The sequence below is a fragment of the Lentzea sp. NPDC004789 genome (assembly GCF_053601075.1).
In genome coordinates this window covers 1-21254 of sequence record NZ_JBSGBE010000016.1, presented here as the reverse complement: position 1 = coordinate 21254, position 21254 = coordinate 1, and the positions used below count along the sequence as shown (strand labels likewise).

At 68.5% G+C, this 21254-nt stretch carries 22 protein-coding genes and 3 tRNA genes; 19 read left to right on the top strand and 6 right to left on the bottom strand.

Annotation, left to right across the window (positions count from 1 at the left end):
- The first annotated feature begins 28 nt into the window (after positions 1 to 28).
- A complete protein-coding gene (locus ACWEIJ_RS31070) occupies positions 29 to 1234 on the top strand; it encodes a DUF222 domain-containing protein (RefSeq protein WP_449840801.1) in 1206 nt (401 codons plus the stop codon).
- A gap of 145 nt (positions 1235 to 1379) precedes the next feature.
- On the opposite strand, the gene mptB is transcribed toward ACWEIJ_RS31070, so the two are convergent.
- Entirely contained in the window at positions 1380 to 2915 is a 1536-nt protein-coding gene (gene mptB / locus ACWEIJ_RS31065; protein ID WP_449840800.1) for a polyprenol phosphomannose-dependent alpha 1,6 mannosyltransferase MptB, read from the bottom strand.
- Between the two features lie 124 nt (positions 2916 to 3039).
- Between mptB and ACWEIJ_RS31060 the strand changes: the two genes are divergently transcribed.
- The 14 genes from ACWEIJ_RS31060 to ACWEIJ_RS30995 all read left to right on the top strand — a co-directional run bounded on the left by ACWEIJ_RS31060 (position 3040) and on the right by ACWEIJ_RS30995 (position 11911).
- Entirely contained in the window at positions 3040 to 3738 is a 699-nt protein-coding gene (locus tag ACWEIJ_RS31060) for a helix-turn-helix transcriptional regulator (protein WP_449840799.1), read from the top strand.
- Positions 3735 to 5189 (top strand): Fe-S cluster assembly protein SufB, encoded by a 1455-nt coding sequence (gene sufB, locus ACWEIJ_RS31055; protein ID WP_189259062.1) that lies wholly within the window; start codon positions 3735 to 3737, stop codon positions 5187 to 5189. Before ACWEIJ_RS31060 ends, sufB begins: the two co-directional genes overlap by 4 nt.
- A 1-nt stretch (position 5190) precedes the next feature.
- Positions 5191 to 6348: a Fe-S cluster assembly protein SufD gene (sufD, locus tag ACWEIJ_RS31050; protein WP_449840798.1), complete on the top strand. Its 1158-nt coding sequence runs from the start codon at positions 5191 to 5193 to the stop codon at positions 6346 to 6348.
- The gene (locus tag ACWEIJ_RS31045; RefSeq protein WP_449840797.1) at positions 6345 to 6659 is read left to right on the top strand and encodes a non-heme iron oxygenase ferredoxin subunit; all 315 of its coding nucleotides are present in this window, start codon (positions 6345 to 6347) and stop codon (positions 6657 to 6659) included. The genes sufD and ACWEIJ_RS31045 overlap by 4 nt, the downstream gene beginning before the upstream one ends.
- A gap of 33 nt (positions 6660 to 6692) precedes the next feature.
- Positions 6693 to 7466 carry a Fe-S cluster assembly ATPase SufC gene (gene sufC, locus ACWEIJ_RS31040; protein WP_449840796.1) on the top strand — a complete coding sequence of 258 codons (774 nt, stop codon included), beginning with the start codon at positions 6693 to 6695 and terminating at the stop codon, positions 7464 to 7466.
- A 26-nt stretch (positions 7467 to 7492) separates the two neighbouring features.
- Positions 7493 to 8770, top strand: a complete 1278-nt coding sequence (locus tag ACWEIJ_RS31035; protein WP_449840795.1) for a cysteine desulfurase — start codon at positions 7493 to 7495, stop codon at positions 8768 to 8770.
- Complete coding sequence (sufU, locus tag ACWEIJ_RS31030) at positions 8770 to 9210, top strand: Fe-S cluster assembly sulfur transfer protein SufU (RefSeq protein ID WP_030470337.1); 441 nt, start codon at positions 8770 to 8772, stop codon at positions 9208 to 9210. The genes ACWEIJ_RS31035 and sufU overlap by 1 nt, the downstream gene beginning before the upstream one ends.
- Complete coding sequence (locus ACWEIJ_RS31025; protein ID WP_449840794.1) at positions 9207 to 9599, top strand: metal-sulfur cluster assembly factor; 393 nt, start codon at positions 9207 to 9209, stop codon at positions 9597 to 9599. Before sufU ends, ACWEIJ_RS31025 begins: the two co-directional genes overlap by 4 nt.
- 81 nt (positions 9600 to 9680) lie before the next feature.
- On the top strand, positions 9681 to 10289 hold the full coding sequence (locus ACWEIJ_RS31020; protein WP_449840793.1) for a DUF6966 domain-containing protein: 609 nt from the start codon (positions 9681 to 9683) through the stop codon (positions 10287 to 10289).
- A gap of 361 nt (positions 10290 to 10650) precedes the next feature.
- A tRNA-Leu gene (locus ACWEIJ_RS31015) sits at positions 10651 to 10724 on the top strand.
- Position 10725: 1 nt separating this feature from the next.
- Positions 10726 to 10798: transfer RNA gene (locus ACWEIJ_RS31010), tRNA-Leu, on the top strand.
- Between the two features lie 92 nt (positions 10799 to 10890).
- Positions 10891 to 10967, top strand: a tRNA-Ile gene (locus ACWEIJ_RS31005).
- 70 nt (positions 10968 to 11037) lie between these two features.
- The gene (locus ACWEIJ_RS31000; RefSeq protein ID WP_449840792.1) at positions 11038 to 11448 is read left to right on the top strand and encodes a hypothetical protein; all 411 of its coding nucleotides are present in this window, start codon (positions 11038 to 11040) and stop codon (positions 11446 to 11448) included.
- Positions 11449 to 11461: 13 nt separating this feature from the next.
- Positions 11462 to 11911: an NUDIX domain-containing protein gene (locus tag ACWEIJ_RS30995; RefSeq protein ID WP_449840791.1), complete on the top strand. Its 450-nt coding sequence runs from the start codon at positions 11462 to 11464 to the stop codon at positions 11909 to 11911.
- Here the strand turns inward: ACWEIJ_RS30995 and ACWEIJ_RS30990 are convergent.
- Complete coding sequence (locus ACWEIJ_RS30990; RefSeq protein WP_449840790.1) at positions 11902 to 12312, bottom strand: CBS domain-containing protein; 411 nt, start codon at positions 12310 to 12312, stop codon at positions 11902 to 11904. The two genes, ACWEIJ_RS30995 and ACWEIJ_RS30990, sit on opposite strands and share 10 nt — an antisense overlap.
- A gap of 202 nt (positions 12313 to 12514) precedes the next feature.
- On the opposite strand from ACWEIJ_RS30990, the gene ACWEIJ_RS30985 reads away from it, so the two are divergent.
- Genes ACWEIJ_RS30985 through ACWEIJ_RS30975 form a run of 3 tightly spaced genes read left to right on the top strand, consistent with a single transcriptional unit; the run spans position 12515 to position 15653 of the window.
- Complete coding sequence (locus tag ACWEIJ_RS30985) at positions 12515 to 13738, top strand: hypothetical protein (protein ID WP_449840789.1); 1224 nt, start codon at positions 12515 to 12517, stop codon at positions 13736 to 13738.
- Positions 13735 to 14835 (top strand): cytochrome P450, encoded by a 1101-nt coding sequence (locus ACWEIJ_RS30980; protein ID WP_449840788.1) that lies wholly within the window; start codon positions 13735 to 13737, stop codon positions 14833 to 14835. Before ACWEIJ_RS30985 ends, ACWEIJ_RS30980 begins: the two co-directional genes overlap by 4 nt.
- Entirely contained in the window at positions 14823 to 15653 is an 831-nt protein-coding gene (locus tag ACWEIJ_RS30975) for a UbiA prenyltransferase family protein (RefSeq protein ID WP_449840787.1), read from the top strand. Before ACWEIJ_RS30980 ends, ACWEIJ_RS30975 begins: the two co-directional genes overlap by 13 nt.
- On the opposite strand, the gene ACWEIJ_RS30970 is transcribed toward ACWEIJ_RS30975, so the two are convergent.
- The 4 genes from ACWEIJ_RS30970 to ACWEIJ_RS30955 form a co-directional block, all read right to left on the bottom strand.
- A complete protein-coding gene (locus ACWEIJ_RS30970) occupies positions 15650 to 16450 on the bottom strand; it encodes an SAM-dependent methyltransferase (RefSeq protein WP_449840786.1) in 801 nt (266 codons plus the stop codon). The genes ACWEIJ_RS30975 and ACWEIJ_RS30970 overlap by 4 nt on opposite strands.
- A gap of 94 nt (positions 16451 to 16544) precedes the next feature.
- Positions 16545 to 17609 (bottom strand): carboxylate-amine ligase, encoded by a 1065-nt coding sequence (locus tag ACWEIJ_RS30965; protein ID WP_449840785.1) that lies wholly within the window; start codon positions 17607 to 17609, stop codon positions 16545 to 16547.
- Positions 17610 to 17763: 154 nt separating this feature from the next.
- Positions 17764 to 19440: an EAL domain-containing protein gene (locus tag ACWEIJ_RS30960; protein WP_449840784.1), complete on the bottom strand. Its 1677-nt coding sequence runs from the start codon at positions 19438 to 19440 to the stop codon at positions 17764 to 17766.
- A gap of 54 nt (positions 19441 to 19494) precedes the next feature.
- Positions 19495 to 20481, bottom strand: a complete 987-nt coding sequence (locus ACWEIJ_RS30955; protein WP_449840783.1) for a lycopene cyclase family protein — start codon at positions 20479 to 20481, stop codon at positions 19495 to 19497.
- A gap of 10 nt (positions 20482 to 20491) precedes the next feature.
- Here ACWEIJ_RS30955 and ACWEIJ_RS30950 point away from each other — a divergent pair, with 10 nt between their 5' ends.
- Positions 20492 to 20950 carry a nitroreductase family deazaflavin-dependent oxidoreductase gene (locus ACWEIJ_RS30950; protein WP_449840782.1) on the top strand — a complete coding sequence of 153 codons (459 nt, stop codon included), beginning with the start codon at positions 20492 to 20494 and terminating at the stop codon, positions 20948 to 20950.
- Positions 20951 to 21254: the final 304 nt, after the last annotated feature.

The window sequence follows — 21254 nt, the reverse complement described above, 5'->3', positions numbered from 1 at the left end:
CTCGTGATCTTGCGGTAGAGTAGAGCACGTGAGCGAATCCGACCTTCCTCTTCTTTCCACTGGCGAGCTGCTGAGCAGTCTCGTTGGTGAGGTGGCGGAGATTCGGGCTCGTGAGCACGCGGTGATGCGCAAGATTGCTGAGTTGGGCCGGCGTGGTGCCGCGAGTGAACTCGGTTACAAGGATTTGCCGGGCGTGTTGCAGCATGCGGTGCGGTGGAGTCGGAATACCGCCAAGCAGTGGGTGGCGAATGCCGCGCTGCTGGGGTCGGGGCTCACGCCGACAGGGAGTGAGATCGCGCCGGAGCTTGCGGTGACCGCGTTGGCGGCGGCCGAGGGTGTGTTGTCGGTCGAGCATGTCGCGGTGGTCGCCGAGATCATGAAGGACCTGCCCGCCGAGATCGAGCAGACCGTGGTCGGTCTCGCGCGCGAGCACGATCCGGTGGCGTTGCGGGGGTTGGGCAGGAAGCTGGTCTACGCGCTGCTTCAGAACGATCCGGAACCACGTGACCGCGAACCGGTGCGGCCGGTCAACCAGCATGTGATGCGCTGGAAGGGCGACCAGCTGGAGATCCGGGCGACGCTGGACAAGGTCACCGGCGCCAAGTACGAGGCGCTGCTGGATCCGCTGGCCAAGCCCCGCCCCACCACGGCCGAGGAAGGCCCGGACCCGCGCTCGCGTGCCGAGCGTCAAGGGGATGCGCTCGCGGAGCTGGTGGACCTGATGCTGCGCGCCGACCAGTTGCCCGAGCACGGTGGTGAGCCGGTGACGCTGACGGTGACGATGCGCTACGAGGACCTGGCCGGAAAGCTCGGTCAGGGCATGCTCGACAACGGTCAGCGCGTACCGGCTGAGCAGGTGCGTCAGTTGGCCTGCGGTGCGGGGATCATTCCGCTGGTGCTGGGGGAGAAGTCGCAGCCGATGGACATCGGCCGCAAGACCCGCAGCTTTCCCGCCGGAATCCGCCGGGTCCTGGTCGCCCGTGACAAGGGTTGCGCGTTCCCCGGCTGTGGCAGACCACCGAAACAGTGCGACGCGCACCATATTCATCACTGGGCGAACGGTGGCGATACGTCGGTCAAGAATGCGGTGCTGCTCTGCCGCCACCACCACACGCTCATTCACCAGAGCGAGTGGGAAGTGAAAATGGTGCACGGCATACCGACGTTCTACGCGCCCGCGTGGCTGGATCCGCACCAGAAGCCGAGACGCAACGTCATCAACTCGGTCGCGTAACCACCACCGCCCGGCCTTTTCGGATCGGCCGGGCTCCTCATGCCCGGCTTTTGAAGGCCGAAAAGCATCGCGCCTGAGGCTCGAAGTCAAGCCCCAATCGCAATCGTCGCGAAGCGGCGATGAGACAACCCGGCCCCGTCAGCGATCAGGCAGCAGGATCGGACTTCAGGAACGGCCCGACCCGCTTCCGGGCGATCAGCACGCACACCGCGAAGGTGATCACCGCCCCGGCCACGGCCTGCGGCACCGTGTAAGCCCGCCCGTCGAAGGCGGACCCGGTAGGCGGCAGGATCACCGCGATGACCGCCGACGTCACCATCGCGAACGTCCGGAACTTGGGCCCCACGACCGCGGTGGCCAACGGCAGCGCCGCCCACAGCACGTACCAGGGTTGCAGCACCGGCCCGAGCACCAGGATCGCGCCCAGCGCCGCCCCGAGTCCGTTCATCGCCTTGATCCGCCCCTTGAAGCTGCGCCACAGCAGCACCATCGTGATCACCACGGAGATGCCCTGCCCGAGCAGCCGCGTCAGCGCGATCATCGATTCGGTGTGGTTGCCCAGCCCCAGCATGATGCCGGTGCCGGCGCCCAGGAACCCGAGCGCGGTCGGCGGCGACATCCACGACTTCACCGTCGACGCCACGTTCAGCGTGGAGATCCAGCCGAAGCCGAACCCCGTGCCGAGGCAGATCGCCACCACGCCGACTCCGGCGATCACGGCCATCACCCCGGCCACCAGCGCCAGGTGCTTGAGCTGACCGCCGAGCTTGCGGGCCACCAGCACGCCGAGGAACCCGAGCGCGGCCATCGCGGGGATCTTCACCATCGCGCCGCACACGATGATCGCCGCGCCCAGGGTGATCCACGACCACTTCAACGGTTCGAGCCCGCGCATCGCGAGTTCCAGGCCGACCAGCATCAGGCCCAGGGCCAGGCCGTCGTTGTGCACGCCGATGACGATGTGGAACAGCACCAGCGGGTTCAGCGCACCCAGCCACAGGGCGCCGACGGGCGGCACGCCGAAGCGGGCGGCCAGGCGCGGCAGCGCCCACACGATCATCGCCAGGCCGCACAGCACCAGCAGCCGGTGCACGAACACGCCGGACACCACGTGGTCGCCGGTCACCATCGCGGTGAACCGGCCGAACGCCAGGAACAGCGGTCCGTACGGGGCCGGGGTCTCGCGCCAGATGTTCGGCACACCGCGCGTCAGGACGTGGTCGACGCCCAGGGCGTTCGCCGGTCCGAGAACGTACGGGTCCAGCCCGCGTGCGGCGATCTCGCTCTGCGCCAAGTACGAATACACGTCGCGCGAGAACATCGGCACGCAGAAGACCAGCGGTACGGTCCACATCAGCAGTGTGCGGTCCATCTGGCTGCGTGACACCAGGCGCGCGCGCCCAGGTCGCACGAACCGGCCGAGCGCCAGCCAGGCGGACACGATCATGAAGATGCCGGTCCAGACGACCCCCATCGCGACTGAAGGCATCCGCGAGAAAAGGCCGAGGACGGGCACGCCGTACAGCGGCGAGTAGATGGGCGCGGCGCCACCGCCGAGCGATCCGACGGTCAGCAGCAGCGCGCCGATGGTGCCCCAACGACGGACGATGTCCAGCTGGCGACGCTCTCGACCGTTCAAGAGGTCGCTCTCCGGAGTCACGGCTCCGCCGGAAGTGGGCATGCGGGCAGCGTATCCAGCCACGTTCAGCCGTGAGTCAGGTCACCCTGTGACCGCGATCTTTGCGACCTCCGGCTAAATACGCAACACTGGTGTTGTGAAAAACGCCGAGACCTACCTTGACGCCGTGCAGCAGCACGACGGCAAGACTCGGCGCGCTGTCGCCAGGCTCCTGTTGGAGCAGGGTCCGGTCACCGCGGCAGCTGTTGCCGAGGAACTGGGCATCAGCCCCACGGCCGTGCGCCGTCACATCGACGCACTGCTCGCGGACGGCGAGGCGACCACGAGGGACGCTCCGCGTCAGACCCAACGCGGTCGTGGCCGTCCCGCGAAGCTCTTCCTGCTGACTGACGCCGGACGCGCCCGGTTCGGCCACGCCTACGACGACCTCGCGGTCGCCGCGATCAGGTTCCTCGCCCAGACAGGCGGCGAGGAAGCGGTCAGGGCGTTCGCGCAGAGTCGTGTCGACGCGCTCGTGGACCGGCACCGGACGGCGATCGTGGCCCATGCCACACCCGCTGACCGGGCCAAGGCCCTTGCGGCCGCGTTGACCAGGGAGGGCTACGCTGCGTCGGCACGTCACGTCGGCGTGGGCGAGCAGTTGTGCCAGCACCACTGCCCGGTAGCCCACGTGGCGGCTGAGTTCCCCCAGCTGTGCGAGACCGAGACGGAGACGTTCGCGAATCTCCTCGGTTCTCACGTGCAGCGCCTCGCGACGATCGCAAGCGGCCATGCCGTCTGCACGACGCACATCCCGAACGTTTCACCACCCAAACCCGGCTCCGCCGGAAAGCTCAGCCCAGATGATGGAGGGGAGCCCGCATGACTGCCGCTGCCGAGCAGCGCACGCCCACCACGGTGCAGTCTCCGCTCACGCAGGAAGAGACCATCGCGTCTCTCGGCAACTACGAGTTCGGCTGGGCCGACTCGGACACTGCCGGCGCGAGCGCCCGCCGAGGCCTCAACGAGGACGTCGTCCGCGACATCTCGGCGAAGAAGGACGAGCCCGAGTGGATGCTCGAGTACCGGTTGAAGGCGCTCAAGCTCTTCGACCTCAAGCCGATGCCGAACTGGGGCGCCGACCTCTCTGGGATCGACTTCGACTCGATCAAGTACTTCGTGCGGTCCACGGAGAAGCAGGCCACCAGCTGGGAGGACCTGCCCGAGGACATCAAGAACACCTACGACCGGCTGGGCATCCCGGAGGCGGAGAAGCAGCGCCTGGTCGCCGGTGTCGCCGCCCAGTACGAGTCCGAGGTCGTCTACCACAAGATCCGCGAGGACCTCGAGGAGCAGGGCGTCATCTTCCTCGACACGGACTCGGGTCTGCGTGAGCACCCGGAGCTGTTCAAGGAGTACTTCGGCTCGGTGATCCCGGCCGGTGACAACAAGTTCTCCGCGCTGAACTCCGCGGTGTGGTCCGGCGGCTCGTTCATCTACGTGCCGAAGGGCGTGCACGTCGAGATCCCGCTGCAGGCCTACTTCCGGATCAACACCGAGAACATGGGCCAGTTCGAGCGCACGCTGATCATCGTCGACGAGGGTGCCTACGTGCACTACGTCGAGGGCTGCACCGCGCCGATCTACTCGTCCGACTCGCTGCACTCGGCCGTCGTCGAGATCATCGTGAAGAAGGGCGGCCGCTGCCGCTACACGACGATCCAGAACTGGTCGAACAACGTCTACAACCTGGTCACCAAGCGCGCCAAGGCCGAAGAGGGCGCGACCATGGAGTGGATCGACGGCAACATCGGTTCCAAGGTGACCATGAAGTACCCGGCCGTCTTCCTGATGGGCGAGCACGCCAAGGGCGAGGTCCTCTCGATCGCGTTCGCGGGCGAGGGCCAGCACCAGGACGCCGGCGCGAAGATGGTCCACCTGGCGCCGCACACCTCCTCGACGATCGTGTCGAAGTCGGTGGCGCGCGGCGGTGGCCGCACCTCCTACCGCGGCCTGGTCCAGGTCAACAAGCGGGCGCACCACTCGAAGTCGACGGTGAAGTGCGACGCGCTGCTGGTCGACACGATCAGCCGGTCGGACACCTACCCGTACGTCGACGTGCGGGAGGACGACGTCGCGATGGGCCACGAGGCCACGGTCTCGAAGGTCTCCGAGGACCAGCTGTTCTACCTGATGTCGCGCGGCCTCAACGAGGACGAGGCCATGGCGATGATCGTGCGCGGGTTCGTCGAGCCCATCGCGCGCGAGCTCCCCATGGAGTACGCCCTCGAACTGAACCGCCTGATCGAACTGCAGATGGAAGGGGCCGTCGGCTGACATGGCCGCCCTGTCGACTCAACCTCACTCTCACGGAGCTGTCATTCCCGTCGCCTCGCGCGCGGAGCACTTCACGTCCTACGACGTGAACGCGTTCGAGGTGCCGGGTGGCCGTGAGGAGATCTGGCGCTTCACTCCTCTCAAGCGTCTCGCCGGCCTTCACAGCGGCGCTGCGGCGACCGGCAAGGCCGCCGTTGAGGTGAACGCCGCTTCCGGTGTCACCGTCGAGACGGTCGGTCGTGACGACGACCGCCTCGGCAAGGCCGGTGTGCCCGGTGACCGCATCGCGGCCCAGGCGTACTCGTCCTTCTCCGACGCCACCGTCGTGACGCTGCCGGGCGACGCGAAGTCCGAGCCCACGACCGTCACCGTCACGGGTGCCGGTGCCGAGCAGGTCGCCTACGGCCACCTGCTGGTCAAGGCGTCGCAGTTCGCCGAGGGCACGGTCGTCCTGGACTACCGCGGTTCCGGCGCGTACGCGGAGAACGTCGAGTTCCTCGTCGCGGACGGCGCGCACCTCCAGGTGATCGCGATCCACGACTGGGCCGACGACGCCGTGCACGTCTCGCAGCACCACGTGAAGCTCGGTCGTGACGCGTCGATCAAGCACACGGTCGTGACGCTGGGCGGCGACGCCGTGCGCATCACGCCGGTCGTGCAGTACGCGGGCAAGGGCGGCGACGCCGAGCTGCTGGGCCTGTACTTCGCGGACGCGGGTCAGCACCAGGAGCACCGTCCGTTCATCGACCACTCGCAGCCGAACTGCCGCAGCAACGTGGTCTACAAGGGCGCGCTGCAGGGCGAGGGCGCGCACACCGTGTGGATCGGCGACGTGCTGATCCGCGTGGCGGCCGAGGGCACCGAGACGTTCGAGCTCAACCGCAACCTGGTGCTCACCGACGGCGCGCGCGCCGACTCGGTGCCGAACCTGGAGATCGAGACCGGCGAGATCGAGGGTGCGGGCCACGCCAGCGCCACCGGCCGGTTCGACGACGAGCAGCTGTTCTACCTGCAGGCGCGCGGCATCCCGGAGGAGCAGGCACGGCGTCTCGTCGTGCGCGGCTTCTTCCAGGAGCTGATCGCGAAGATCGCCGTTCCCGAGGTGCGCGAGCGCCTCGAGGCCGCCATCGAGGCAGAGCTCGAGGCGGTCGGGGCGTGATTCGCGTGTGCGCACTGTCCGAACTGGACGAACGCAAGCCCTTCGCCGCCAGCGTCGACGACGTCGGCATCGTGCTGGTGCGCAAGGGCGAGCGGGTGCACGCGCTCGCGGACGAATGCTCACACGCGGCGGTGTCGCTGAGCGAGGGCGAGGTCTCCCGCAAGGGGATCGAGTGCTGGTTGCACGGGTCGTGCTTCGACCTGGAGACCGGCAAGCCCTCCTCGCTGCCCGCCACCGAACCGGTCGACGTCTACGCCGTCGACATCCGTGACGGCGACGTCTTCGTCGACGTCACCGTCACCACGAACTGACTTCAGTTGGACCACCAGGAGAAGTTGCTAGCCATGGCCACGCTTGAGATCAAGGACCTGCACGTCTCGGTCGTCAGCGAGGACGCCCCCAAGGAGATCCTCAAGGGCGTCGACCTGACGATCAAGGCGGGCGAGACCCACGCCATCATGGGCCCCAACGGGTCCGGCAAGTCCACGCTGTCGTACGCGATCGCCGGGCACCCGAAGTACGAGGTCACCTCGGGCTCGGTCACGCTCGACGGCGAGGACGTGCTGGAGATGTCCGTCGACGAGCGCGCTCGCGCGGGCCTGTTCCTCGCGATGCAGTACCCGGTCGAGGTGCCTGGCGTCTCGATGTCGAACTTCCTGCGCACCGCCGCCACCGCCGTGCGCGGTGAGGCCCCGAACCTCCGCCACTGGGTGAAGGAGGTCAAGGGCGCGATGGCCGACCTCGACATCGACCCGGCGTTCGCCGAGCGCTCGGTGAACGAGGGCTTCTCCGGCGGTGAGAAGAAGCGGCACGAGATCCTGCAGCTGGGCCTGCTCCAGCCGAAGATCGCGATCCTCGACGAGACCGACTCGGGCCTGGACGTCGACGCGCTGCGCGTCGTGTCCGAGGGCGTCAACCGCTACAAGGCGAACGGCGAGGTCGGCGTCATGCTGATCACGCACTACACCCGGATCCTCAAGTACATCTCGCCCGACTTCGTGCACGTGTTCGCGAACGGCCGCATCGTCGAGTCCGGCGGTCCGGAGCTCGCCGACGTGCTCGAGTCCGAGGGTTACGTGAAGTACACCGGGAAGTCGGAAGCAGCAGCCCTTTCCTGACGTTGCAGGTGTTGAGAGGAGGCGCTGTGACCACCACCGCAGCACCACTGGACGTAACCGCTCTGAGGGCGGACTTCCCGATCCTGTCTCGCACCGTTCGTGACGGGAAGCGCCTGGTCTACCTGGACTCCGGCGCCACCTCGCAACGCCCGACGCAGGTTCTGGACGCGGAGAAGGCGTTCCTGCAGCAGCACAACGCGGCTGTGCACAGGGGCGCCCACCAGCTGGCCGAAGAGGCGACCGACGCGTACGAGGGTGCGCGTCAGCGCATCGCGGACTTCGTCGGCGCCGACTTCGGCGAGCTGGTCTTCACCAAGAACGCCACCGAGGGCTTCAACCTCGTGGCGTACGCGATGGGCAACGCCGCGACCTCGGGTCCCGAGGCCGCGCGCTTCGTCATCGGTCCCGGCGACGAGATCGTCGTGACCGAGATGGAGCACCACGCGAACCTCGTGCCGTGGCAGCAGCTCGCGCAGCGCACCGGCGCGACGCTGAAGTGGTTCAAGCTGACCCCGGACGGTCGTCTCGACCTGTCCGATGTGGACAGCGTGATCACTGCTCGGACGAAGGTCGTGGCGTTCACGCACCAGTCGAACGTGACCGGCGTGATCAACCCGGTCGACGTGCTCGTCGCCGCGGCGCAGAAGGTCGGCGCGCTGACCGTGCTGGACGCGTGCCAGTCCGTGCCGCACGGCCCGGTGGACTTCCACCGGCTGGGCGTGGACTTCGCGTCGTTCTCCGGCCACAAGATGCTCGGCCCGTCCGGCATCGGTGTCCTCTACGGACGTCGTGAGCTGCTGGAAGCGTTGCCTCCCTTCATCACCGGCGGCTCGATGATCGAGCTGGTGAAGATGGAGGGCTCGACGTTCGCGCCGCCGCCGCAGCGGTTCGAGGCCGGTTCGCCGATGACGTCCCAGGCCGTCGGTCTGGGTGCCGCGGTGGACTACCTGAGCGTCGTCGGCATGGAGCGCATCCACGCGCACGAGCACGCGCTGACCGTTGCCGCGCTGGAAGGTCTTTCCGGCATCAAGGGCGTCCGGCTGATCGGCCCGCGGGACGCGGTCGACCGGGGCGGCGCCGTGCCGTTCGAGATCGAGGGCGTCCACCCGCACGACGCCGGCCAGGTGCTCGACAGCCTGGGCATCGCGGTCCGCGTCGGCCACCACTGCGCGTGGCCGCTGCACCGCTGCCTGAACGCCCAGTCCAGCGTCCGCGCGTCGTTCTACCTGTACAACACGCTCGACGAGGTCGACGCGCTGGTGGACGGTGTCCGCGAGGCGCAGAAGTTCTTCGGGGTGGCCTGATGCAGCTGCAGCAGATGTACCAGGAGATCATCCTGGACCACTACAAGAACCCGCACGGCCGAGGCCTGCGCGACCCGTACGACGCGGAGTCGTTCCAGGTCAACCCGACCTGCGGTGACGAGGTGACGTTGCGCGTGCACGTCGTCGACGACGTGGTGCAGGACGTCTCGTACGACGGCCAGGGCTGCTCGATCAGCCAGGCGTCGACGTCGGTGTTGACCGACCTCGTCGTGGGTAAGCCGGTGGGCGAGGCGTTCAAGAAGATGGACGCGTTCGTCGAGCTGATGCAGGGCCGCGGCCAGGTGGAGCCCGACGAGGACGTCCTGGAGGACGGCATCGCCTTCGCCGGCGTCGCGAAGTACCCGGCACGCGTGAAGTGCGCGCTGCTGGGCTGGATGGCGTTCAAGGACGCAGTAGCACGAAGCCAGGGAGCAGCATGAGCACCGGTTCTGAAGAGGTCGTCCGGGGAGCCGAGGGCATGCCGGTCTTCGAGCCGAAGGCCGACGTCGCCGCGCTGGACGACGTGGAAGAGGCCATGCGCGACGTCGTCGACCCGGAGCTCGGCATCAACGTCGTCGATCTGGGCCTCGTCTACGACATCCGCATCGACGAGGAGAACATCGCCACCATCGACATGACGCTGACGTCCGCGGCCTGCCCGCTGACCGACGTCATCGAGGACCAGACCCGCGCGGCCCTGACCGGCGGTGCGGGAGGCGGTCTCGTGAGCGACTTCCGCATCAACTGGGTGTGGATGCCGCCGTGGGGCCCGGAGAAGATCACCGACGACGGCCGCGAGCAGTTGCGCGCGTTGGGCTTCACCGTCTGAGCACTCCAGGCTCACAACGGCGCGCACCCCTCGGGGTGCGCGCCGTTTGTCGTCTCGGCACCACTGCGCGATATTGCTCAGATGGCGAACGACACGCCGCCGGTGCTGGCCACCGCCGCGGGCCTGGCGAGCGAGCTGTACGAGCGCGCGCTCGCCGCGCTGGTCGACGCACTGGGCGAAGCAGGCGACACGCACTGGCAGACGTGGATGCGCGAGGACCTCGCGACCTGGCGGGCGCACCGGCGCACCGACCACCACCGCGGCGCCTTCGGCGGCATGGGCTCCTTCAACGACCGCGCCCTCGTCCGCGACCCCTGGGTGGCGACGTCGATCGAGCAGCTGAGCCACCTCACCGCGGCGACGGCGGCGGCCGCCGAACAGACCCCGGACCGCTTCCTGCAGGTCGCCGGTGTCTTCACCCTCGGCGCGCCGAGGCTGGACCAGCGCTCGTGCACGGCCTGCGGGCGGAAGTCGATCGAGGAAGCCCAGATCGAGCGCGTGGCCGCTGACGCGTGGTCCAGCTGGGCCATCCCGCGCATGGTGACCGACGGCAGCCGCGTTGCCCGTGAGCCGTACGAGCGCTTTGTGGCGGCACGGGCGAGCGGGCTCGAACGGTGCGTGAAGTTCGGCGCGGACTGCCCGGTGTGCGGAAGCTCGCAGTGGAAACATGTTTGTGAGCCGGTCTTCTGACCCACTATCTGGGAGCGCGAATAAATGCGTTGCGACCGCTCGTGCGGCTCGCATAACTTGATCGCAGCAAGACGGACAGAGATCAACACGGAGGACGACATGCTTGCCAAGGTTCAGCTCGCGGGATGGCGAATTCGCGCCTTCCTCGCCGGTTGCCTGCTGGCGCTGGCGTGGGGTTCCAGGCCATGACCTCGTAGCAGGTCAAGACCTCGGAGCCGCCAGGGGACATTCCCAGGCGGCTTTTCTTTTGCCCTACCCGAGAATGCCGACGAGCTTCGGAAGCGGAACGGATTCCAAACCCGTTTCCCGAGGGTTCGACTCCTTCCGTCGGTGCCGCACGACTGAATATCGCACGCAAGAAGCGGATCTAGCCCAACTGGTAGAGGCACATGGTTGAGGGCCATGACAGTCGGGGTTCGACTCCCCGGATCCGCACGCCCTCGTAGCCCAACGGGAGAGGCAACGCGCTCAGAACGCGTCCAGTCCAGGTTCGAATCCTGGTGAGGGCACTCGACAACTGAACATCGAAGGGGGACGCGCCGGCGCGCAGGTGATCCTTGCAAGATCGCCCTGGAGGGTTCGACACCCTCGTCTTCCACTCCGTCCCGTAGCTCAGCTGGAGAGAGCGTCCGTCTGATACGCGGCAGGTCCCAGGTTCAAGTCCTGGCGGGACGACCACGCCACCTTCGGGTGAAGGGCGTTCGCTGGACCGAGCGGGTTGCCCGTTTGGTTTCTAACGTCCGAGCACATGCGGACTCTCACAACACTTCTGGTGACGATCGCCCTGATGCTCTGCGACGTGCCCACCCACGCCGGGCCGAAGGTCGAGCGGCTCATCGAGTTCTCCACCGAGCACCGGCCGGACGGGCAGAACGTGACGTTCAAGGGCGCCGTGTGGCGCATGTCGGACGACACCTACAAGGTCACCGGTGACCTGCGCTCGAACTGCGGCGGGTCGCGGCTCGACATCATGCTCGAGTACAGCCTCATGGACGAACCGTGGAAGTCGTCGCCGCCGCGTCGCTGCGATGACGCGGAACCGTTCAGCTCGGGGCCGTCGCCCATCAGGCGACCGCAGAACATCGAGGTCCGGGTCTGCCTCGTCGACACCTCCCGGACGAGCTGCGGAGGCCACCGCTACTTCGCCCCCTGGACCTGAGGTCCGTGCGAAGGTGAGCTGTGGATCACCGCAGCAGACCGATCTCCGCGGCCGGCGCCTCTTCTTCGACGACGCAGGCCGTCTCCTGCTCGTCGAACCCACCTACAAGCCGAACTGGGACATCCCAGGCGGCGTCATCGAGCACGGTGAGACCCCGGTGCAGGCCTGCAGGCGCGAAGTCGAGGAAGAGCTCGGCCTGCAACGACAGCCGGGCAGGCTCCTGGTCGTCGACTGGGCGCCCGACAACGACGACGACCGCGTCCTGTTCGTCTTCGAGGGCGGTCTGATCACCGACCCGGCCGCGATCCGCCTCCAGGCGGCCGAGCTCAGGTCGTGCGAGTTCGTGACCCCGGACCAGGCTCAGTCCCGCCTGATCCCCAGACTCGCCCGGCGCGTTGACCAGGCGCTGCGAGCCAGGGAGTCAGGCGAGACCCGCTACCTGGAACACGGCCGTCAGGCGTAGACCCGTTCCACGAACGCCGCCAGCTGCTCCTCCGGCAGGTGCCGGGCCAGATCCGCCTCCGACACCATGCCGACCAACCGGTGGTTCTCGATCACCGGCAGCCGCCGGATCTGGTTGTCTCCCATGGTCTCCAACACGTGGGCCAGGGAGTCCGAAGCGTCGACCCAGTGCACGTGGCCGCCGAACTCGCCGGCTCTGGTCGTGGCCAGGTCCATGCCCGCGGCGACCGCCCTGACCACGATGTCGCGGTCGGTGATGATCCCGTGCAACCGGTCGTCCCTGCCGCAGATCGGCAGGGAGCCGACGTTGAGGTCGCGCATCATCCGAGCGGCCTCGACGAGGCTCGCGTCCTCGTCCACGCACTGCACTCCGGGGTGCATGATCTCGCGCGCTGTCGTCACAACACACCTCCCGTCCCACAGCATCCGCTCGGCTAAACCACTCTGCAGGGTGGTCCGCTGAACGGCCTAAACCCTTGCGGGCTCAACGGTCCAGAGTGCTACTCTCTGTGGCCCTGAGGTTACGCAGTTGCTATCTACGGGGGCCGTGATGAGCCTGTTAGCGCAACTGACCGACGATCCTTGGAGCGGTGTTACACCCTCCGTGTACGAGACCGGCAGACTCGTCGCGCTGGCACCGTGGCTCACCGGGCACGACGCCCGGATCCGCTTCCTCATCGACACCCAGCACCCCGACGGCACGTGGGGAGGGCCGGGTGAGTACGCGCTGGTCCCGACGCTCAGCGCGGTCGACGCGCTCGGAGATCACCCGGCGGCGCGCAGAGGTCTGGAGGCACTCCGCAAGCTGTTGAGCCGTCCGCTGAAGCTGCCGGACACCGTCGCCGTCGAGCTCATCGTGCCCGCGCTCGCCGAGAGACTCGGGCTGCGCACCCCGCTCGACCCGCGCCCGTTGCACGCGCTGAGACAGCGGCCGCTCCCGGACAAGCTGTGGCACACCCTGGAGATCTTCGGTCCCCGTCCCGAGGTCAGAGCCGTCAACGGCATCGTCGCGGCCAGTCCCGCCGCCACCGCCGTCTGGCTGCAGAGGCCGCGAAGAGGCGCGAGCCTCGACTACCTGGAGACCGTCCAAAGCAGACACGGCGGTCCCGTCCCCGCCGGCGTTCCGGTCCCGCTGTTCGAACGTTCCTGGATCATCGTCGCGCTGAGGTCCGCGGGCCTCGACGTCCCCGACCCGATGCCCGAGCGGATCAGAGCCGCGTTCACCGAGGAAGGCGCGGCCGGCGGTCCAGGGCTTCCCGCCGACGCCGACGACACCGCCACCGCACTGCACGCGCTCGCGTTGTGCGACAGCCCGAGGCCGACCGAGGCGCTGGGCCGCTACCGGGAAGCCCGCCACTTCGCCTGCTTCCCGAACGAGCGCACCCCGTCCACCAGCACGAACGCCCACGCGCTGCAGGCACTCGGCGAAGACCGGCGACTGGAGGAGTGGCTGCGCGACATGCAGCAACCGGAAGGCTGCTGGCGGGACAAGTGGCACGCCTCGCCCTACTACGCGACCGCGTGCGTGACGAACGCCCTGCGGGGCAACGAAAAGGCGGTCGACTGGGTGCTGGGGACGCAGCGAAGCGACGGCTCGTGGGGCAGATGGACCGGCACCTACGAGGAAACCGCCTACGCCATCAGGATTCTGTCCCATTCGACGCGAGACGTCGGCGAAGCCATGACCCGCGGCGCGCGGTTCCTGCACGAGTGGGGCGACCGGCCGCATCCACCGCTGTGGCACGACAAGGACCTCTACACGCCGACGCGAATCGTGCAGGCGGAAGGCATGGCGGCGATGCACCTCGCGTGCGCGGTGTGCCGATGAACCGCACCGAGCTGAGGTTCGCGCTGCACCTGCTCCCGTTCCTGGACTCGGTGGAGGACTTCGAGGACGGCCTGGTGAAGCTCTCCGACCGCCGCTGGCTCGTCTGGCACCCGGACGTGATGGCCGCGTTGTTCCGCCACGACCGCGACCTGCGCCACCCGCCGAGCCGCACGCTGAGCCCGTTGCTGGGCAACCGTTCCGTGCTCTGGCTCGACGGCGACGAGCACACCGCGTACCGCCGCACACTCGCACCGATGTTGCGCGGCAACCGCTACCGCGAGCTCATCGACGAGATGGTCGAACGCTCGATCGCCGAGCTGCCGAGCGGCGACCCGGTCGGGCTCGCCCAGTGGACGCGCGGGCTCACGCTGAGGATCATCGGCCGCATCGTCTTCGGCGTCGACGACGAGGAGCTGCTCGGCGCGTTCACCCGCTGGCTGGACCGCCGCCTCGGCAGCCGCGTCCGCACTCTCGCGCACCGCTACCTCACGCCCGGCACGACGAGGTTCGACCCGCACCTCGACCGGATGCTGCTGCACCGCGCCACCACCGCGCCACCACCCGCCCTGGCGGCCTGCCTGCCGCCGGAGGACCTGCGCGACCAGGTCGTCTCGTTGCTCTTCGCCGGCCACGAGACGACCGCGAGCGCGACCGCGTGGACGGTGTTCTGGATCGACCGCACCCCTGGCCTCGCGGACGAGGTCCTCGACGACCCCGACCTGCTCGACGCGACGATCACGGAGTCGCTGCGGCTGTCCCCGCCGGCGACGCTGGCCGGCAACCGGATGAGCGCCGAGGGCATGGTGCTCACGCCGAGCATCTACCTCGCGCACCGCCGTGCCGCGACCTACGCGCACCCGCACACGTTCGACCCGGCCCGCGAGCAACCACCACCGGGCGCGTTCTTCCCGTTCGGCGGGGGAGTGCGCCACTGTCCGGGAAAAGACCTGGCGTTGCTGGAGATCCGGCTGATCGTCACCGCCCTGCTGCGGCACCGGCGCATCCGCCTCAACGCCACGACCTGCACACCCCAGTTGCGGGGCGCCGCGATGGCGCCGCCGCCGAGCCTCGCGATGGTGGCCACTTGCCGGCGCTGACCCACCTGCACCGACTGGAACACCCCTTCGGCATGCACTACGCGTGCTGCGCGGCCTGGGGTGCCTGCTACGCAACGAGGTTCGACCTCGCCGTGGTGATCGCGGTGCTCGCCAACTTCGTCGCGATCATCTCCGGCAACCCGCTCAACGCCTACGCCGACGTCCGCAACGACATCCACACCGCGGAGAAACGCCATCTGGCGCAGGCGGTGCAGGAGATCGGCGCGGACAGGGTCCTCGCGCTGGCGATCTTCGAGATGATCTTCGCCGAGGCGCTGGCGATCGCCGTGTCGTGGCGGGTGGCGGTCGGCGTCGGGCTGATCCTGGTGCTGTACCTGGCCTACAACCTCGAACCGATCAGGTTGAAGCGCCGCGGCTACTCCGGGCCGGTGGTGCTGGCGATCGCCGCGGGGTTGTTGCCGAGCGTGACCGCCTACGCGGCGGCCGGGGGACAGGCCGACCCGGCGGTGTGGCTGGTGTTCTCCGGTGTCGCGGCGCTCGCGACCGGCAGGGCGTTGTGGTGGGCCGTTCCCGACCGCGCGGGTGACGCGCGCGTCGGCTCCAAGACTCCCGCGGTCGTTTACGGCACAACGCATGCGGTCAACGCGACCACGCAGCTGACCCTCGGCGGGCTGCTGCTGGTCGGCGGTGGGCTGTGGTTCAGGTTCGGGGTGGTCTGGGCCGCGGTGGGCGTCGCGGCGTGCTCGGCGTTCCTGCTCGCGCGCGACCTGCCGACGGCTCGGCAGCAGCTGCGTTACGGCATGTCGATGGCGGTGACGTCGACGGTCGTGCTGGCCGCGATCCCGTTGCTCGCCTAGACCTTGCGGGCGAGGCCGCCGCAGCCCTGGAAGTGCTCCGGGTTGCGGTCCTGGATCTCGTCGGGATCCGGTTCCCACAACGGGATCGGCACCACGCCCGGCGCCAGGATCTCCATGCCGTCGAAGAACTGCACGACCTGCTCCGGGTACCGGAACGTGAACGTCGGCAGCGGCTGATCCTCGTACATGGCACCGAAAAGCCCCACCGCGGCCAACATGAACGGGTCGCGGCAGGTGTGCGAGAGCCCGAGGTAGCTGCCGGGCGCCAACGCGTCCATGTACTGGGCCAGCACCTTGTGCGGCTCCGCGGAGTCGGGCACGAAGTGCAGCACGTCCAGGACCAGCACGGCGACCGGCTCGGACAGGTCCAGCGTGCCGCGGACCTCCGCCGAGTCCAGCACCTTCTCCGGCTCGCAGAGATCCGCGCACAGGTACGAGACCCGCGGGTCGCCCGCGACGATCGCGCGGCCCTCGCTCGCCACCGCCGGGTCGATCTCCACGTACACCACGCGGGCGTCGGGCGCGACGAGGTGCACGTTGTCGGCGGTGGGCAGGCCGGAGCCCAGGTCGAGGAACTGCCGGATCCCCAGCGCGGTCAGCCTGCTGACGATCCGGCCCAGGAACGAGCGGTGCGTGCGGCACAGGTACGGCAGGTGCGGTGCCGCGGACACGAGGTGGGCCGCCAGTTCCTGGTCGGCCTCCGTGTTGTGGGTGCCGCCGAGCCAGTAGTCCCTGACGCGCGCGGTGTTGGGTTTCTCCGGACCGTTCACTCCCGGTGCCCAGATGGGGGTGGCCACGGGGACTAACTACCGGATTTGGGCTTGGACGCACACCAAGCAGACGCGAGATGTACCCGATCGAGTGAACATCACTCGAAGGATTTCCGTGTTCTCAGACCGGAGCAGTCTGCGCGACCAGGAATCCCACGACGTCGTCGAGCCGGCCGCGGCGCGCGAACGCCCTCCGCTGGCGTGCCGCGCCCGTGCCGTCGAGCAGCAACCGGTCGATGCCGTCGCTCACCATCTCGTAGTCGCCGGAGAACTCCAGCGCCGGCCGGATCCACCGCAGCAACGACGCCGCGATCGTCGACGCGGGTGTCGGCGCACCCGTCACCGGGTCGATCCCGAAGCCCTCCAGGCCATCGCGCGCGGCACGCCACATGGCGACCTTCAGCAGGTGCGGCGGGACCGGTGCGGGCGCGGTGCGGGAAGCCAGTGCGGTGGCGGCGATCCCGCGCACCAGGGCGGCCATCAGGACGGCTTCCTCGACCGTCGGCGCGACGTCGGACACGCGGAGTTCCAGCGTGGGGTGGCGGGCGGACAACCGGACGTCCCAGTAGAGCATCCCCGCGTCCATCGCCGCGCCGCTCGCGACGATCTCCTCCCTGGCCGCGTAGTACTCGGCCGCGGAGTCGAAGTGCGGCGGCGCACCCGAAGTGGGCCAACGGTTCCAGACCACGTAACGCCAGCTCGCGTAGCCCGTGTCGGCGTCGAGCCAGTAGGGCGAGTTCGCCCCGAGCGCCAGCAACGTCGGCAGCCACGGCCGCAGGTGGTTGCTCACGAAGATCTTCGACTCGTCGTCGGGCAGCCCCACGTGCACGTGACAGCCGCAGATCGCGAGGTCGTTGGTGAGCGCGCCCATCTCCTGCGCCATCCGGTGGTAGCGCGGGGAGTTCGTCAACGGCGTGGGCATCGTCAGGCCCAGCACGGGGGTTCCGGTCGCGGCGAGCCGCGCGTCGTGCCGCGCCGCCCGTTCGATCAACGCCCGGCGCGCGACGGCCAGCTCGTCGCGCAGCTCGCCCATGTCCGTGCAGATGCCGCTGGCCGATTCCACCTGGTACTGCGCGATTTCCTGCTGCAGGTCGACCTGGTAGCGGTCGGCGCCGGCGAGCACCTCGGTGGCGCGGTTGGCCAGGTGGCCCGTGGAGGCTTCGACGAGAACGAATTCTTCTTCCACCCCAACGGTGAGGAGGCCGTCCGCGCTCGTGCGTTGTGCGGGTACCGATTGAGTTCTGCTGCCGACCTGCACGCCGAACCTCCTGTGCGCTGAGTAGCGACCTCGATGCTATGAGTGATCAGGTCGTCGCACAGGAGGCGTTCGGTTGTACTTCTCAGCTCACCGCACGTTGCTCGGCACCGCGCAGCACGTCGCGTCGCTCGCTGCCCGGCCTTCCCATGACCCAGCTCGACCCGGCGAGCGACTTCGCGTGCTCCTTGACCGGTGCCAGCAATCGCGACACCTCGCGATACGACCCCACTGACCCCGCAGCACAGATAAGGGTCGCAAGAGAGAGGGTGACGTGTCGTCCCTCCGCCGTGTACGGCTTGTCGAGCAAACGGGCACTCAGCGGCACCGTCTCGTCGAGCCCGGCGAGGATCAGGAAGTCGTCACCGCCGACGTGCCCCACCTGCACGCCGGGGAACGCGTGCGCGAGCTCCGCCAGGTCGTGCCCGATCTCGCGGATCAGGTCGTCCCCGGCCGCGAACCCGACCGTGTCGTTGACCAGCTTGAAGCCGTCCACGTCCAGCCAGCAGACCGCGAAGATCTCGCCGGTCCCGATGCGCCGGTCGACCTCCTTCGCGATCGCGTCGCTGCCGGGCAGGCGGGTGAGCGGGCTGAGCGCGGCCGCCTGCTCCACCTTGAGCTCCGCGACACCGCGCACGACATCCGCAACGCGCACAACACCCATGCACCGCTCGTTGTGGTCCACGACGATGAGGTCGTCGTTGGTGCGCTCACGGTTCGCATGGGCGACCACGTCGAGCAGGTCGAGCGCCGACGACTCGGTGCCGATGAGGTGCGGCTTGTCCGCGAGCCGTGCCGCCTCGCGCTTGGCGTGCAGGGCGTGTCCGTACGGCCCGGTGACCGCGAGCAGGAACCGGTTGCGGTCCACCGACCACTTCGGGCGGCCCTCGTCGTCGACGAGCACCACACCGGTGACGGACGGCTGCGAGGCGAGCACCTCGCGGACCTCCTCGCTGGTGGCGTGCTCGGGCAGCGTGGTGGCGGGGTGCAGGAAGTCCGTGACCCTGGGGCCGGTGTTGCCGCGGCGGATCTCGCCGGTCTCCGTGACGGCTTCCGGCGCGATGCGGGCGTTCACCGCCGGTCTTCGCTGCGGTGGCGCGAGCAGGTTGCCCTGCGCGTGCCCGACTCCCAGCTTGCGCAGGTACGTCAGCTCCGCCTCGGTCTCCACACCTTCGGCCACGACCTGGCCGCCGGTGTACTCGCCGAGGTGCACCAACGACCGCACCAGCGCGCCACGCGCGGCGTCGTCCGGCAACGTGCGGACGATCTCGCGGTCGAGCTTGATGAAGTCCGGTGCGGCGCTGGTCAGCAGGCCGAGCGGCACGTCGCCCTCGCCCACGCAGTCGAGCGCGATGCGGAAACCGTTGTCCCGCAAGGTCTTGAGGCCTCTGGCGAGCCTGGCGCGGCCGGCCCGCGAGTACGGCTCGCCGACCTCGATCACGACGCTCGACGGCGTCCTGCCGACCTCGCGGAGCGCGCCGTGCAGCGGCGACATGATCTCCGGTTTGTCGGCCACGGTGAGTGCGAGCAGGTTCACGTGCAACGGCAGCAGCAGGTCGAAGTCGGCCGCCGCGCGGACCGCGCGACAGGCGAGACCGACGTCGGCGTTGCTGAGCAGCCGAGCCTGGAACGCGGCCTGCAGAAGGTCCTGCACAGTTCCGTCGTGGGGGCGGGCCAGCGCCTCTACCGCGACAACGCCGCCGGTGTTGAGGTTGAACAGCGGCTGGAAGGCGAACCTGACGTCATCCAGCAATGCGGGCACGTCTCAAATCGTGCAGGTGCGAATGACTCCGCGCTAGACGGGTTAACCGGGAATTCACCACTTTGGCGCCGGTGCGCCACGGTCGGTCAGCAGCTTCCACTTGAGGTGACGTGGCGCCGAGGCGAACAGGGCGGACATCGCCGCTGTCGTCCCGCGGACGTCCTCCCGGCCCGAGAGATAGGCTTTCTGCAGGTCAGCGGGCAGCCGGAAGAACAGTTCGAAGAAGTCCCTGCTCTCGTCGGCGTCCATTCTCAGCAGTGCTTCCAGGCCCAGTCGCCGGAGCCCGTGGACCACCCGCGCCCTTCTCGACCAGATGACGCGTGCCGGGTTCTCGCCCGCCTTGACGGCCTGCGCGACCTTCGGCGCGAGCTGCAGCGAGGTGGCCACGCTGTAGCCGGTCGCCGGGTGGATGAAGCCCGCCGACGCGCCGAACGCCAGACCTTTGTCGCGCGGTGCGTCCAGAGGGAACCGGACCCGTTCCTCTCGTCGGCCCGGTTCGAGCCGTGTGTGCAGCCTGCTTCTGAGCTCGCTGAGCGGCATGCCGGGGCGACGGGCCAGACAGGTCTCCTCGACGAGGACTTCACCGCCGCCGAGCGGGACCCGGTAGAGGAACGTGTCGCCGTTGCGCCAGTCCATCAGCGTTGTATCGGTGTCGTCCGACTCGATGACAGTGCCCACCGCCGTCTGCTCCGCACGGCCCTTGCGCGCGCCTGTGGCGTTGAACGTGTAGCGCGCCGGTGCGGGGCGTTGCAGCACGGTGACAGCTTCGGGCAGTTCGTGCAGATGAGCGTTGTCGAGGACCACGTAGGTGCGCTGGATCAGGTGCTCCTCGCGCGCGTAGGCGCGAACTGTCGTGCTGACGGCCTTCGTCGGTGTGTGTGGTGGGAGCTCATCAGCCCACGCGCCATATGTCGCCGTGTAGAGGTGATGGGGATGGCGGTCGACGATCGCGGTGTCGAGGCCTTCCCGTGCGCAGGCGCGGGCCAGGGCGCGGCCTGCCGGGCCGCCGCCGATCACGAGCACGTCGAACACGAGGTCCATGATTGACGCCGTGGCCAAGACCTACCGATCGACCCTCATCCGCCGCGTCGGCAACGTCGTGATCGCACGCGCCGTCTCGCTGGGCATCGCGCCTTCTCACTACGTGCTGCTGACGATCCGTGGGCGCCGCAGCGGCTTGGAGCGCACGATCCCCATCCGCCTGATGCGCCACGACGGGCAGGAGTGGTTCGTCGCGCCGTACGGGGTTCGTGACTGGGTGCGCAACGCACGGGCGGCCGGCACAGCGGTCGTGCGAACGGGACGCAGGTCACGTCAGGTTCGTTTGACGGAGGTTTCCGCGGCCGTCGCGGCGCCGGTGCTGGCGGCTTACGTGCGGAAGGAGCCGGTGACCAGGCCGTTCTTCGACGCACGCGTCGGCGACCCTGTCTCGGCGTTCGAGGCGGAGGCGTCGCGGCATCCGGTCTTCCTAGTGGAGAACCTGCAGGTCAGCGGTGGTTCCGAGGCTTAGGTGACCCCCCGATTTGGAGATCGAAACACCCCCGTGTAATGTTCTCCAAGTCAGAGCGACACGGGCCGGAAAACAAGCCGGAACGGGCCTGGCAGAAGCCGGAAGAACAAAGAGCCTCTCAGGGGCGGATTTGACACCGGCGAGAAACATCAAATAAGCTTCAGCAACACAAGCCCCGAGTGAAAAACTCCGGAAACGGAGTTGGGATCCGGTGAGCGCGTGTTCTTTGAGAACTCAACAGCGTGCCGAAACACAGCCAGTAATATGAATACTCCTCGTCAGGAGTATTCCTTTGAGTAGCAAG

Bases quoted from the DNA above. Each gene is read 5' to 3' on its own strand.
- mptB (WP_449840800.1), bottom strand. From the start codon at position 2,915: ATGCCCACTTCCGGCGGAGCCGTGACTCCGGAGAGCGACCTCTTGAAC.
- sufB (WP_189259062.1), top strand. From the start codon at position 3,735: ATGACTGCCGCTGCCGAGCAGCGCACGCCCACCACGGTGCAGTCTCCG.
- sufD (WP_449840798.1), top strand. From the start codon at position 5,191: ATGGCCGCCCTGTCGACTCAACCTCACTCTCACGGAGCTGTCATTCCC.
- sufC (WP_449840796.1), top strand. From the start codon at position 6,693: ATGGCCACGCTTGAGATCAAGGACCTGCACGTCTCGGTCGTCAGCGAG.
- sufU (WP_030470337.1), top strand. From the start codon at position 8,770: ATGCAGCTGCAGCAGATGTACCAGGAGATCATCCTGGACCACTACAAG.
- ACWEIJ_RS31025 (WP_449840794.1), top strand. From the start codon at position 9,207: ATGAGCACCGGTTCTGAAGAGGTCGTCCGGGGAGCCGAGGGCATGCCG.
- ACWEIJ_RS31020 (WP_449840793.1), top strand. From the start codon at position 9,681: ATGGCGAACGACACGCCGCCGGTGCTGGCCACCGCCGCGGGCCTGGCG.
- ACWEIJ_RS31000 (WP_449840792.1), top strand. From the start codon at position 11,038: ATGCGGACTCTCACAACACTTCTGGTGACGATCGCCCTGATGCTCTGC.
- ACWEIJ_RS30980 (WP_449840788.1), top strand. From the start codon at position 13,735: ATGAACCGCACCGAGCTGAGGTTCGCGCTGCACCTGCTCCCGTTCCTG.
- ACWEIJ_RS30955 (WP_449840783.1), bottom strand. From the start codon at position 20,481: ATGGACCTCGTGTTCGACGTGCTCGTGATCGGCGGCGGCCCGGCAGGC.